The sequence below is a fragment of the Sediminibacterium sp. genome (genome assembly GCF_051861365.1).
Classification (GTDB): Bacteria; Bacteroidota; Bacteroidia; order Chitinophagales; family Chitinophagaceae; genus Sediminibacterium.
On sequence record NZ_JBHYCW010000002.1, the window covers coordinates 141211 to 154318 of the forward strand.

A 13108-nucleotide genomic window follows, 5' to 3' on the forward strand; every position below is an offset into this window, starting at 1 on the left:
TTGGGCGCAAAGATAATGGTCGTTTTTGCTTTTACAAATTTTTAACACAGTTTTTTACTTTTTCCTGAAGAATATTCTCACAGGCACTCCTTTGAAATTAAAGCTGGAACGGAGTTGATTCTCCAAATAATTACGATAAGGCATCTTAATATCATCGGGATAGTTCGTAAAAAAGGCAAAAGAAGGTACTACGGTCGGTAATTGTGTCACATATTTAATTTTTACAGTATTACCTCTCACTACCGGTGCATGGTATGCTTGAACCGCTTTTAACATCACATCATTCAGTTGTGAGGTTGGAATCTTTCGCTTCTTATTATCATACACTTCCAAAGCCATTTCGATGGCTTTGAAGATGCGGGTTTTATCCTTCACTGAGATAAACAATACCGGCACATCTGTAAAAGGAGCAATTTTAGACTTTAAAGTTTTTTCATAATCACGAGCGGTATTTGTCTCTTTTTCAATAAGATCCCACTTATTTACCAATACTACTACTCCTTTCCCTTTACGGGTAGCTAAGCTAAAAATAGTAACATCCTGGGCGGTAATTCCTTTATCCGCATCGAGCACGAGCAGACAAACATCAGCCTCATCCATTGCCTTAATGGCCCTGATGATGGAATAAAACTCAAGGTCATCCTTTTCTTTACTTTTCTTTCGAATACCTGCAGTATCGATCAAGATGAACTCCTTTTGGAACAATTTGTAGTGGGTATGAATGGTATCCCTGGTGGTACCGGCAATATCACTTACAATTGTGCGCTCCTCCCCAATCAAAGCATTCAGCAATGATGATTTTCCGACATTGGGTTGACCGATGATGGCAAACTTAGGCAGTTGATCTTCTTCCAATACTTCTGCCGAATCGGTATCGGATATTCCGGCAGCAATCGCATCCATCAACTCCCCCGTTCCACTACCTGAAATACTGCTAATGAAGAAGTTATGAGCGAAACCTAAACTATAAAATTCAGTAGCTTCTAACTCACGAGTACCATTATCGACCTTGTTTACAACTACGTAAACAGGCTTCGTGGTTCTACGCAACATATCTGCCATCGACTCATCCAGATCGGTAATACCTGTTGCTACATCCACCATAAAAATGATGGCATTGGCCTCATCTATGGCAATTTTTACCTGTTTGCGGATCTCTTTTTCAAAAATATCTTCGGTATTGGGCACAAAACCACCGGTATCAATTAGGTTGAATACTTTACCATTCCAGTCGGCGATCCCATACTGACGGTCGCGGGTAACACCACTGATATCATCTACAATGGCTTTTCTTTTTTCTAATAAACGATTGAAGAATGTACTCTTCCCCACATTTGGTCTACCCACAATTGCTACTGTATATCCCATATTTTAAATTGATTTAAATATTCTAATTAACTGATAATCATATTATTGATATCCATATTCATTTAGCTGCATTTCATTATCGCGCCATTTAGGACGAACTTTAATAAACAATTCTAGAAACACTTTTCGCCCAATAAAACCCTCGATATCTTTTCTTGCCAAGGTTCCTACTTCCCTGATCATCTTGCCTTTATCACCGATGATGATTGCCTTTTGACTTTCTCTTTGTACAATGATATCTGCCTGTATCTTAACCAAGGTTTCCTTTTCCTTGAATTCATTCACCATTACTGCTGTATGATAGGGTATCTCGTCGCCAAACAATTCATAGATCTTCTCTCTGATCATTTCACCAACAAAAAACTTGGTAGGCAGATCGCTCAGATCATCTTCACTATAGAAAGGAACGGCTTCTGGCAATAATGTCAGAATGGCATCTAACAATTTCTGAAGATGCACTTTCTGAAGGGCCGATATTTTGATGAGTTGCTTACAATAGGGTTTAGTTGTAAAGAAAGCCTCTGCTTCAGCAATCTTTCCATTGGCAGCCTTATCGATCTTATTTAAGACAAGTAAAGCCGGCACTTTTAACCGAAGTGAAGAAAAGATCGCATCACATTCTTGAAAATCGTCGTTGGCATCTACCATCAATAAAGCCAAGTCTGCATCTTCCAAAGCCCCTTTTACTGAATCCATCATCCGTTGGTGGAGTTTGTACTTGGGGTCAATGATACCCGGCGTATCGGAAAAGATGATCTGATACTCGCCCGGTTTATTCAAAAATGCCTTGATACGATGACGCGTGGTTTGAACCCTTGGGGATACAATGGCCATTTTCTCCCCTATCAAAGCATTCAATAAAGTGCTTTTGCCGGCATTGGGTTTACCAAATATGTTGACGAAACCTGATTTCATATACTAATTATTTAAAGGATTAGTAAATCCGGCTTAAGGGCAAAGGAAACTCAAAAGAGAATAAAACAACAGGAGACAAATAAACGACCACCTGTCCAAGTAGTTATTCAGTATCCAGAGTAGCCTCTAGCCGAAAAGAAAATCTTTCTGATTTTCTGGGATTTTAAAAACCCTTCTTAAATATCAAAGGCCTCATATCGAGGCCTTTGATATTTATTCTGTTGCGAGGGAAGGGATCGAACCTCCGACCTTCGGGTTATGAGCCCGACGAGCTACCGCTGCTCTACCTCGCGATGTTTGGGTTGCAAAGGTACGGGCTGGTAGTTTCTCCTCCAAATAATAATTGATCTAATCGCTGGTTCTTCGCTTGATCGAAGAACTACCACTTGTACTAATATCTCGAATTAAGCCTTCGCCCTTGTAGTAAATGGAGCTAGCACCACTGGCTTGGGCACTCAATTCTTTATTCACACTGATTCTTGCAACAGAAGCACCGGATGCATCAATCTTACAATAATCACTGTTCAAATCATAACAACGGATATCACTGGCGCCATTGGCATCAATATTCAATTTGGCTACCGCACCAGTTACCTGAATTCTAGATGCGCCGGAGGCTTCTAATTTTAAATTCTCTCCTTCCACCTCTCCTTTGAAATCGCTGGCTCCAGACATTTGAATACGCAACTGATCAGCTTTGATCTTGCCGGATACCTTCACATTACAAGCCCCGGATGCTTCTACGCCGGTAATAGACTTGAATGTTACATACGCTTTCATCTTGTGATTATTCCATTTGCGCCAGTTTAATCCTTTCCCATCGAAATAAATACGTAATACGGTACCGCGCATTTCTGTTCGGATACGTTTCAGTATTTCATCTTCGCTGGCACTTACCGCTACTGCCTCCTCTGAGCCTTGAGACAGATACAGATCAATGGCACTGGATACTTCAATAGCAGTAAAGCCTTGATGCTTTCTTACTTCTGCATTACCATCATACACCAGGTTTTTCTCTACCTGTGCAGCCCCCCACAAAGCGCTGGCTAAAAAGAGTATAAAAAATAAAAATCGTTTCATACGAGTGTTTTGTGCGTAACGGTTATTGGTCGATAAAGTTACAGTTGGCAGCAATTTAGCTATTTCATAGCTTTGCAGCAGATCATTCCTCGGGGTGCTTTCCCGATCTAATTGGGAAGGCTGAGATAATACCCGTTGAACCTGAACAGGGTAATTCCTGCGAAGGGAAGGCGTACATTTTTGGTCGTACCTCTCCATTAGCTGTTTCCCTGTTCCCATTATTAACTTTTTAAATCATTTCAAATGAAAAAGTTTTTGGGAACAATGTCGCTGACATTCCTAATCCTGCTCGTATTCGGGCAAAACAACCCATCGTTACGCGGTAAAGTCACCGACCGCAGTACCCAACAACCCATTAGTGGAGTTGTGGTTCAATTGAACAATTTACAAGTGGTTACCGATGACAATGGTCAATTTAACCTGAAATGGACCGGCGCAGAAAACGCATCCGTAAAAATCATGAGTCTTGGCTATCGTGATCAGTCCATCCAGGTCAACAAAAACTCAATTGGCAAAGAACTGATCATTGAACTTGAACCCGGCTCGCTTTTTTTACAGCCGTTGGAAGTGAGATCCATTCGTGCAACTGATAAAGCTCCATTTGCAAAGACCAATTTGGCTAAAGAAGACATCGTTAAAAACAATCTTGGACAAGACATTCCTTTTCTACTTAACCAAACACCTTCTGTAGTAGTAAATGCTGACGCAGGAAATGGGGTTGGGTATACAGGTATTCGTATTCGTGGAACAGATGCAACTAGAATCAATATTACATTGAATGGGATCCCATATAACGATGCAGAAAGCATGGGTGCCTTTTTTGTAAACCTCCCCGATTTCAGTTCCTCTGTTAACAGCATTCAAATTCAGCGAGGTGTCGGTACATCCTCCAACGGAGCAGCCGCTTTTGGTGCTACCATCAACCTCTCTACCAATGAATTCAATGAAAAAGCTTACACAGAATTGAACAACAGTTTCGGCTCTTTCAATACCCGCAAACACACTTTACGTGCGGGAACAGGGTTGATCAACAAACATTTCACCCTTGATGCACGTGTTAGCAGCATACAAAGTGACGGTTATGTTGACAGGGCTTCCAGTGATCTTCGCTCTTTTTACATCAGCGGCGCATGGTTGAACAAATCATCATCTCTCCGATTCAATGTCTTTTCAGGTAAAGAAAAAACATACCAAGCATGGTATGGTATTGATAAAACAACGCTTGTCAATAACCGTACTTTTAATCCGGCGGGAACAGAAAAAACGGATAGCCCGTACGATAATCAAACAGACAACTATACACAAACCCATTATCAGTTATTCTTCAACCATGCTTTTAATAACGACTGGTCTTTGCAAACCGCTGCATTTCTCACCAGAGGCTATGGATATTATGAAGAATACAAAAGTGATGAGGAATTTTCAGATTACGGATTGCCGAATGTGAGTCCGTCAGTTACCAGCACGGATCTTGTACGTCAACGCTGGCTCAACAATTATTTCTATGGACAGAATGCTTCTCTGCAATATAGAAAAGCAGGAAATGAGTTGACATTAGGTGGTGGATGGAGTACCTATACCGGTGATCATTATGGCACCCTCCCTTGGCTTCAAAGAGGTACTGCACCGGCGGGATATCGATATTATATACACCCTGCTACAAAAAAAGATGTGAATCTATTTGCCAAATGGCAACAAAATCTGGGCACCAACTTGTTTGGATTCATTGATGTTCAGTATAGAAATGTATCCCATCGCATGAATGGCTTCCAAGGAAATCCAACATTATTGGTGGATCGGAATTTTAATTTCTTCAATCCGAAACTAGGCTTCACTTATCGTAAGAATCATATACAGGCTTATATCAGTTATGCGATCGGACAAAAAGAGCCGAATAGAGATGATTTTGAAGCGGGCGCCACCAATCAACCAAGATCTGAAAAATTGCAGGATCTAGAATGGGGATTTGATTACAAAAAAAGCAATATTCAATTTGGCGCGAACATGTATTATATGAACTACATCAACCAACTGGTATTAACCGGACAGATTAATGATGTAGGTGCCTATACACGTTTTAATGTTCCTAAAAGCTATAGACTGGGCATTGAAATGCAAGCAAGCTGGAAACCGACTTCTTGGATCACTGCAGGCGGTAATCTTGCTTTGAGTAGAAATAAAATAAAAGCATTTACAGAATACTTTGACAACTATGATACAAACGGACAAAATTCTGTAGACAGAAAAAATACAGATATTGCTTTTTCACCCGCAGTTGTAGCAGGAACTCAACTACTTTTCTTCCCTGCAAAACAATGGGAATTAGGGCTATTGGGAAAATATGTTGGCAAACAATACATGGATAATAGCGGACTTGACAGAAGTATATTGAATGGATTCAGTACACAAGATCTTCGCATCATCTACAACTTTTCCAATAAGACTTTTAAATCGCTACAGGTAATTGGACAGGTTAACAACGTCTTCAATACGCTCTATGAACCCAATGGTTATAGCTATACTTATATCAGTGGAGGTACACAGTATACCGATAACGGCTTTTATCCGATGGCGGGAAGAAACTTTATGATTGCGGTGAATATAAGACTGTGATAGCAGAGGAATAAGAAATAAAAAACAAGAAACAAGTAAGAAACAGGAAACAAGAAATCAAGTGGTAGAGGTGGTTCACGCTCACTTTCTGATTTCTTATTTCTGTTTCTTATTTCCTGTTTTTTGTTTCTTATTTCTTATTTATTCGCTTCTTGCCAAGCCAACATTCCACCGGCAACATTGACCACATTGGTGAAGCCCATGGTACCAAGAATCAAACAGGCTTGTCCGCTTCTGTTACCACTTCTGCAATAAACATAGACTGTTTCATTTTTCAAGTCTTCAATATCATCTACTTGCATGGTTTGCACTTTACCAAGAGGTAATAAAGTACCCCCAATATTGAACTCGGCATGCTCATGAGGTTCGCGTACATCAACCAGATGTATTGATTCGCCGTTGTCTATTTTAGACTTGAGTTCTTGCACTGTAATTGTTTGTATCATCGGAATATGAATTGATTAGTATTGATTGGGAGGGATGATTCTTCCTGTATCTCTAATAGGTGCTATACTGCTAATGTATAGATCCATGATTTGTCCCTGACGTATTTTGTTCGGGACTCTGTTACCTGACTGATCAAGTAGTTCTGATAAATAGTCAGGCGATTGTCTGATAACAAAGGCACTAGCAGAATCTTTAATCGCCCCAACTCCTACTATGGCACCGGTATTGATACTTAATGTGGACAGATAAGAACGGGCTTCTTCGAGTGTCATACCAATGAGATTGGGTACATCCATTTCATTACCGCCCAATCCACTACCCAATACAAAACTGATGGTAGCACCTAACGGAACCTTATCACCGGCTTTTATAGGAAGCCCATTATACAACTGCTCTAATACAGAATTACGAGCGATATCAGGTTTATAAGTGATAGTACCCATTTTTAACTGCAGACTTTGCAAATACAGTTCCGCGCTTTTAACAGAATAACCAATCAGGCTCGGCATTTCTACCTGAGGTGATACTTGGCGATTCACAGTAAGATAAATGGTACGTCCGGATTTCACTGCTGCATCAGCTTCGGGGGTTTGACGAACAACTGCAAGTTTGGGTAAGCTATCAACGTATACAGAATCTTGTATCTCCACTTCAAATCCGGCTTGTTCCAAAACCTGAATGGCCGCGGTTACTTCTTGTCCGGTAACAGAGGGTACAGTGGTTACCTTACCGTAGTTGGTAATCCAGCCCAAAAGAGAAAAGAATAATACAATTAATACCAGAACAATTCCCAATCCTGCCAGGATATTCACCCATAGGGGCTTTGCTGTTATTTTCTGAATGAATTCCTTCATGTGTATTTGGCTTGATGAAACAAGATACAGATTCCTATCAGTCGCCTTTCTGAATAGTATCTGATTTTTAAAATTTTAACGAAGTGCTTCCGTTACTACTGCTGAGTAAAAATCTTTCAAAGACATTCCCATCGCTCTCACCTGTTGCGGAATAACACTGGCTTCACTTTGTCCGGGTACCGTATTCACTTCCAACATATAGGGTTGACTAGTTGCGGTATTATAAATAAAATCAATCCGCACTACACCTCTGCAATTGAGTACTTCATACACCCGTTTCGCAGCTGATTCCAATTGCGTTTTCATCTCTTCGTCAATAGCAGCGGGGGTTGTTTCGATGCTTTCGCCTTGGTATTTCGCTTCAAAATCAAAGAATTCATTTTTTGTTTCAATCTCTGTAATGGGCAATACCTGAATATGTCCATTTGACTTAAATACTCCAATTGTAAACTCTCTGCCACTAATAAATTCTTCTACCAATACCTGATCATCTTCTTTGAATGCTTTTTCCAATGCTGCTGCCAACTCATCCGACTTATTCACTTTACTCATCCCAATACTACTTCCTCCGTTATTGGGTTTTACAAATACCGGCAATCTGAGCTCAGTTAATATCTGTGAAGGGGCTACCGGTGTGTGTTTGAACAGATGCATCGATTTAGCAACATGTACACCCCCAAAAGCAGCCACGGCTACTGTATATCTTTTATTAAAAGTAAGTGCTGAAGTTGCAGCGTCACAACTGGTATAGGGCAGTTTCAGCATATCAAAATAACCCTGTAATTTTCCATCTTCTCCCGGTGTTCCGTGTATACAAAGCAATACCACATCAAAATGAATGGTCTGCCCCTCATCCGTAATGGAGAAATCGTCTCGATTCACTTTCGACTTTTCCCCTTTTCCATTCTCATACCACCAACCTTCAGGATTGATATCTATTTTATAGACATCAAATAAGTCTCTATCCAAATTGTTCCCAACTGTTATAGCACTTTTATAACTGATTTGTGCTTCCCCACTTAGTCCACCCGTAACCAATGCCAGTTTTTTCTTCATATTGATAAGGTTATGGGACAAAGATAGGAAGTGGGATGTTAGATGTCAGATCGCAGATGTCAGATATGAAAAATAAATCTGACATCTGCGATCTGATATTTGACATAAAAAAGGTGAAGAAACTACCCGTCTCTTCACCTCACGTTGACGGGAAATATCACCCGCCGTTACTAGTTGTCGTAGTATTAAGTACAACAATAATTGATAACTCTAAGCTATTCACTTTTCCCAGTAAATGCAAGCATTTTAGGGAAAAGTTTAGCACATACTATTGTGCATTAGATGTGCATTTTCTCTTTCTTCGCCAATAGCTCTTCCACTGTTTCCTGGTACATTTCATCGGGTACACAACAGTCTACCGGACAAACTGCCGCGCACTGAGGTTCTTCATGAAAACCCTGACATTCTGTACACTTGTTAGGTGTAATGTAATAAGTATCAACGCTGATGGGTTCGAAACGCTGATCAGCGTCTACCACGCTACCATCCATTAGGGTAAAAGACCCTTTAATGGTGGTTCCATCAGCAATCGCCCATTCAACACCACCCTCGTAGATAGCATTATTGGGACATTCGGGCTCGCAGGCTCCGCAGTTGATACACTCTTCAGTTATTTTGATCGCCATATTAAAAATGGTTTGTTGGGTTAGTGATTTTACATTTGCTGTTCCAAAAATACGGTTGACAAATGATTTTACAAGAACGAATTCAGTTACTGGCCCGATTGGGGGAATATATGTTGAACAAAGAAGAGGAATGGTTGTCTGTGCAAGACCGTGCATATCGTGAAAATGCCTGGTTTATCCCTGAATTTATCGAAAAAGCCGTAACCCAAATCGCTACTCGATTTCTTCAACCGGAATTATTGTTCGATTGGGCTCAACAATATGAAATCCCGAATGATCTGACAAATTCCAAGAATGTAGGTATTGTCATGGCCGGAAATATCCCATTGGTAGGATTTCATGATTTTCTGTCGGTTTTTGTATCCGGACATTCCATGACCATCAAGACTTCATCCAAAGATGAATTCCTGATCAAACACCTTATCAAAAAGTTGTACGAGTGGGACAATACCATTCAAAATCAGGTTTCATTTGCTGAGCAACTCAAAGGCTGTGATGCATACATCGCCACCGGATCCAATAATTCCGGGCGCTACTTTGATTACTATTTTGGCAAATACCCGAATATCATCCGACGAAACAGAACTTCAGTGGCCATCTTAGATGGAACCGAAACTGAACAAGAACTTGAGTTATTGGCCGATGACATCCAATTGTATTTTGGGCTCGGTTGCAGAAATATTACCCAATTGAATGTTCCGGAAGGATATGATTTCATTCCACTACTAGATATATTGAAAAAATATGCCTATTTGATCGATTATCATAAATACAAACACAATTATGATTACCATTTGGCATTACTGATCATGGGGAATAAATATTACATGAACAATGATTCCATCATACTTACAGAAAACAGCTCTCCTTTTTCTCCGGTAAGTCAGGTTCATTATCGCTTTTATACCGATAAAACACAATTGGAAGAGGAACTGAGTGGTCATCAAGATATACAATGCATCGTAGGAAAAGGACAAGTTCCATTTGGGCAGGCGCAATTCCCTGGTTTAATGGATTATGCAGATGGCGTAGATACGATGGCGTTTTTAAAATCCTTGTAATGAATAAAGGGTCAAGTATTTGACCTGATCATTCTATTTTCCGTCTATCCAAAGTCATTGGCTTCCGTTTTGATTATCGTAACTTTAAGCAGTTTATAGCGAGCCTGCCCCGATCTACGAGAATTGCCGTAAAACATTTGTTAAATACTGTCAGTGGTGAACTGTCATTTAAACAGCTTTGTTTTATTTGTTATCGGAAAGGCATATTTTTTGATCAGATTAAAATCATAAAAGACCATGCATATGAATCTCAAGAACATTTTAGCCGTGGTTGCCATTAGTGCCACCACCGCTGTCCTTAGTGTTTGGGGCTTTAGTAAGTACAATGATTATCAGCGTGTAGGAATGCAGGAAGAAGGAAAGTTGCCTGTGAACTACGCCGGTTTTTTTGATAAAAACAATAATATAGGTTCGGCAGTCGATTTTACGCCTGCTGCTACTTCTGCAACACCTGCAGTAGTGCATATCAAAACAAAAACAAAAGCACGTCAAGTGAGCAATCGCCAACGTAATCCTTTTGCCGATATGTTTGGTGATGATTTTGGTGATTTCTTTGGAGGACCTCGTGTCATTCCTGAGCAACGTGCCAGTGGTAGTGGTGTATTGATCACGGAAGATGGGTATATCATCACCAATAATCACGTAGTAGATGGTGCTGATGAGATCAATGTTACTTTGGCGAATAAAAAATCATACAAAGGCACTGTCATCGGCACAGATCCCAGCAGTGATATTGCTGTCATCAAAATTGAAGGTAAATCCTTGCCTTATTTGGTTTATGGCAATAGTGATGAGGTGAAACTCGGACAGTGGGTATTGGCTATTGGATATCCTTTGAATTTAGATGCAACAGTTACTGCAGGAATTGTAAGTGCTAAGTCAAGATCTATAGGCATTAACAGTCGTCAGAGCCAAAGTCCGGTAGAATCATTTATACAAACAGATGCTGCTGTGAATAGCGGCAATAGCGGTGGTGCATTGATCAATACTTCTGGAGAATTGATTGGTATCAACTCTGCGATTGCCTCTCCTACCGGTTCTTATGCTGGATATTCTTATGCAATTCCTGTGAACATTGTAAAAAAGATTGTAACGGATATTGTGAAGTTTGGAACTGTTCAGCGTGCTTATATTGGTATCAACTATCCAAATGAGAATCTTTCTGATGATCAGAAACGCGAATTGGAAAAAGAAATTGGCGTTGCGATAAAAGAAGGTGAAGGTGTATACATTACCGGGGTTCCTGAAGGAGGTGCTGCTGCGGCTGCGGGATTGAAAAAAGGCGATATTGTAACCAAAGTAAATGGCAACCCTGTTACCAGTGGACCAGAATTACAAGAGCAAGTCGCTTTGTACAAACCGGGTGATAAAATTACTTTAGCCTATAAACGTGGTGGAAAAGAAAACACAGTTGGTATTACACTGAAAAATAAAGCTGGTACTACTGATATTGTTAAGACAACCTCCGTTATTGAGCAAATAGGCGGTGAATTAGAAAATATTGATAAAAGTTTGGCTGCAGCCAATGATATCAAAGGAGGCGTAAGGGTTAGAAAAGTAGGTAATGGACTCTTAAGTAAGAGCAGAATGCAAGACGGATTTGTAATCACCGGAGTAAATGGACGTGAAGTAAAAAATCTGGAAGAGTTCCAAGAAATTATCAGCTCACTGAAAGGCAGTGGTGTTATTCGTCTAGAAGGTATTTATCCCGGATTTGAAGGAAACTATACTTATCCGCTTACACTGGCAAAAGAATAATAAAAAGTAGAACACATAAAAAAAGGCAACTGAATCAGTTGCCTTTTTTTATGTATACCAGATGATCTCCCGGCATTAATTCAAACTGTTCTTTTGTTGAAAAGGTATACCCTAAAGAAGAAAATAGGTTTATGAAATTTCCGGACAACCATTGATGCTCTACTTCTATTGTACCTCTTTCTTTATCGGAAAGATTCAATAATACCAATACTATTTCATTACCTTTTTTCCTGAAATAAGCCATGATAAAATTTTGTTCAGCAGGAAGAATGAATGTCTCGCCTTCTAGAATAGCTGATGATTTTTTTCGGTACTGTAAAAGTTGCTGATAGAATGTATGAAGTGCAGGTGTTTCTTTCCACTCTATTTGATCTTTATCAAAAAAAGCAAGCCGTTTCAAATTCGGATTTTCTTGTCCGCTATACACCAAAGGCATTCCCTGCCAAGTACATGTAAATACCGCCCATGCTTTTGCTGCTATGCCATATTTTTCATACTCGGTTCCATTCCAACTATTTTCATCATGATTGCTGGTAAAGAAAAGCTTGATCGACCCGGATGGATACTGTGAATAAGCATGTAACACTTCTCTTACTTCATGTAAACCATGTTCTCCTTTCATAAACTTCTCCGATTCATGCATCCACCACCATGCATAAGTGGCATCAAATGCGTTGTGGTATTCTACGACTTCACATTCTGCCAACCAGAAGCAAGGTTTTATAGTATCACATTGTATTCTTGCGTGCACCCAAAAATCAAGTGGTACGAGATGAGCCATATCGCAGCGAAATCCATCAATATTAAATTCAGTGATCCAATACTGCATTGCGTTGACTAAAGCGGATCGCATGTCGTTGTTATCAAAATTCAAATCAATCACATCTTTCCATCCATTTCGTTCTGTAAAATTCCCTTCTGAATCTCTTATAAACCAATCGGCATGAGTTTGGGTCCAATGATGATCAGCTCCGGTATGATTAGCAACCCAGTCAATGATCAATTTCATATCCAATGCATGCACTTGATCGACCAACATTTTAAAATCTGCTGTTGTTCCAAACTCCGGATTGATATCGGTATAGCTGCTACAAGCATAATAACTACCCAGAGTCCCCTGACGTTTCTCTACACTGATAGGAGTAATAGGCATGAACCAAAGAATATCAATACCCATTTCTTTTAATCTCGGCAGATGTTCCATGAATGCACGAAAAGTTCCTTCCGGAGTGTACTGTCTGATATTCACCTCGTAAACAACGGCATGCTTCGCCCAAGGTGTAACGGTAAATCGATTGCTCATGCTACGATGTTACTGATTTTTCCATAA

At 40.0% G+C, this 13108-nt stretch carries 11 protein-coding genes, 1 tRNA gene and 1 riboswitch; of the genes, 3 read left to right on the forward strand and 9 right to left on the reverse strand.

The genetic code is table 11. The annotated features are described in order from the left end of the window. Nucleotides 1-54 precede the first annotated feature (54 nt). The 4 genes from der to ACTIEV_RS01490 form a co-directional block, all read right to left on the reverse strand. Nucleotides 55-1368 carry a ribosome biogenesis GTPase Der gene (gene der, locus ACTIEV_RS01475; protein WP_439515920.1) on the reverse strand — a complete coding sequence of 438 codons (1314 nt, stop codon included), beginning with the start codon at nucleotides 1366-1368 and terminating at the stop codon, nucleotides 55-57. A gap of 42 nt (nucleotides 1369-1410) precedes the next feature. Then, the gene (gene era, locus ACTIEV_RS01480) at nucleotides 1411-2283 is read right to left on the reverse strand and encodes a GTPase Era (RefSeq protein ID WP_439515921.1); all 873 of its coding nucleotides are present in this window, start codon (nucleotides 2281-2283) and stop codon (nucleotides 1411-1413) included. 221 nt (nucleotides 2284-2504) lie between these two features. Beyond that, a tRNA-Met gene (locus ACTIEV_RS01485) sits at nucleotides 2505-2576 on the reverse strand. Nucleotides 2577-2631: 55 nt separating this feature from the next. Further along, nucleotides 2632-3363 carry a head GIN domain-containing protein gene (locus ACTIEV_RS01490; RefSeq protein WP_439515922.1) on the reverse strand — a complete coding sequence of 244 codons (732 nt, stop codon included), beginning with the start codon at nucleotides 3361-3363 and terminating at the stop codon, nucleotides 2632-2634. 80 nt (nucleotides 3364-3443) lie between these two features. Further along, nucleotides 3444-3548: riboswitch (TPP riboswitch) on the forward strand. A gap of 58 nt (nucleotides 3549-3606) precedes the next feature. Between ACTIEV_RS01490 and ACTIEV_RS01495 the strand changes: the two genes are divergently transcribed. Next, complete coding sequence (locus tag ACTIEV_RS01495) at nucleotides 3607-5976, forward strand: TonB-dependent receptor (protein ID WP_439515923.1); 2370 nt, start codon at nucleotides 3607-3609, stop codon at nucleotides 5974-5976. Nucleotides 5977-6113: 137 nt separating this feature from the next. On the opposite strand, the gene ACTIEV_RS01500 is transcribed toward ACTIEV_RS01495, so the two are convergent. The 4 genes from ACTIEV_RS01500 to ACTIEV_RS01515 all read right to left on the reverse strand — a co-directional run bounded on the left by ACTIEV_RS01500 (nucleotide 6114) and on the right by ACTIEV_RS01515 (nucleotide 8959). Continuing rightward, nucleotides 6114-6422 carry a rhodanese-like domain-containing protein gene (locus ACTIEV_RS01500; protein WP_439515924.1) on the reverse strand — a complete coding sequence of 103 codons (309 nt, stop codon included), beginning with the start codon at nucleotides 6420-6422 and terminating at the stop codon, nucleotides 6114-6116. A 15-nt stretch (nucleotides 6423-6437) separates the two neighbouring features. Further along, nucleotides 6438-7277 carry a PASTA domain-containing protein gene (locus ACTIEV_RS01505; protein ID WP_250685989.1) on the reverse strand — a complete coding sequence of 280 codons (840 nt, stop codon included), beginning with the start codon at nucleotides 7275-7277 and terminating at the stop codon, nucleotides 6438-6440. Nucleotides 7278-7352: 75 nt separating this feature from the next. Next, nucleotides 7353-8333 (reverse strand): D-alanine--D-alanine ligase, encoded by a 981-nt coding sequence (locus tag ACTIEV_RS01510; protein WP_322195834.1) that lies wholly within the window; start codon nucleotides 8331-8333, stop codon nucleotides 7353-7355. Between the two features lie 278 nt (nucleotides 8334-8611). Further along, nucleotides 8612-8959 carry a 4Fe-4S dicluster domain-containing protein gene (locus tag ACTIEV_RS01515; protein ID WP_178886661.1) on the reverse strand — a complete coding sequence of 116 codons (348 nt, stop codon included), beginning with the start codon at nucleotides 8957-8959 and terminating at the stop codon, nucleotides 8612-8614. A 62-nt stretch (nucleotides 8960-9021) separates the two neighbouring features. On the opposite strand from ACTIEV_RS01515, the gene ACTIEV_RS01520 reads away from it, so the two are divergent. Continuing rightward, the gene (locus ACTIEV_RS01520; RefSeq protein WP_439515925.1) at nucleotides 9022-10020 is read left to right on the forward strand and encodes an acyl-CoA reductase; all 999 of its coding nucleotides are present in this window, start codon (nucleotides 9022-9024) and stop codon (nucleotides 10018-10020) included. A 243-nt stretch (nucleotides 10021-10263) separates the two neighbouring features. Next, nucleotides 10264-11778 carry a trypsin-like peptidase domain-containing protein gene (locus ACTIEV_RS01525; RefSeq protein WP_250685992.1) on the forward strand — a complete coding sequence of 505 codons (1515 nt, stop codon included), beginning with the start codon at nucleotides 10264-10266 and terminating at the stop codon, nucleotides 11776-11778. A gap of 34 nt (nucleotides 11779-11812) precedes the next feature. On the opposite strand, the gene ACTIEV_RS01530 is transcribed toward ACTIEV_RS01525, so the two are convergent. Next, complete coding sequence (locus tag ACTIEV_RS01530) at nucleotides 11813-13081, reverse strand: alpha-amylase family glycosyl hydrolase (protein WP_439515926.1); 1269 nt, start codon at nucleotides 13079-13081, stop codon at nucleotides 11813-11815. Nucleotides 13082-13108 lie beyond the last annotated feature (27 nt).

Coding starts and splice junctions, on each gene's coding strand:
- der (WP_439515920.1), bottom strand. CDS start 1,368: ATGGGATATACAGTAGCAATTGTGGGTAGACCAAATGTGGGGAAGAGT.
- era (WP_439515921.1), bottom strand. CDS start 2,283: ATGAAATCAGGTTTCGTCAACATATTTGGTAAACCCAATGCCGGCAAA.
- ACTIEV_RS01490 (WP_439515922.1), bottom strand. CDS start 3,363: ATGAAACGATTTTTATTTTTTATACTCTTTTTAGCCAGCGCTTTGTGG.
- ACTIEV_RS01495 (WP_439515923.1), top strand. CDS start 3,607: ATGAAAAAGTTTTTGGGAACAATGTCGCTGACATTCCTAATCCTGCTC.
- ACTIEV_RS01500 (WP_439515924.1), bottom strand. CDS start 6,422: ATGATACAAACAATTACAGTGCAAGAACTCAAGTCTAAAATAGACAAC.
- ACTIEV_RS01505 (WP_250685989.1), bottom strand. CDS start 7,277: ATGAAGGAATTCATTCAGAAAATAACAGCAAAGCCCCTATGGGTGAAT.
- ACTIEV_RS01510 (WP_322195834.1), bottom strand. CDS start 8,333: ATGAAGAAAAAACTGGCATTGGTTACGGGTGGACTAAGTGGGGAAGCA.
- ACTIEV_RS01515 (WP_178886661.1), bottom strand. CDS start 8,959: ATGGCGATCAAAATAACTGAAGAGTGTATCAACTGCGGAGCCTGCGAG.
- ACTIEV_RS01520 (WP_439515925.1), top strand. CDS start 9,022: ATGATTTTACAAGAACGAATTCAGTTACTGGCCCGATTGGGGGAATAT.
- ACTIEV_RS01525 (WP_250685992.1), top strand. CDS start 10,264: ATGAATCTCAAGAACATTTTAGCCGTGGTTGCCATTAGTGCCACCACC.
- ACTIEV_RS01530 (WP_439515926.1), bottom strand. CDS start 13,081: ATGAGCAATCGATTTACCGTTACACCTTGGGCGAAGCATGCCGTTGTT.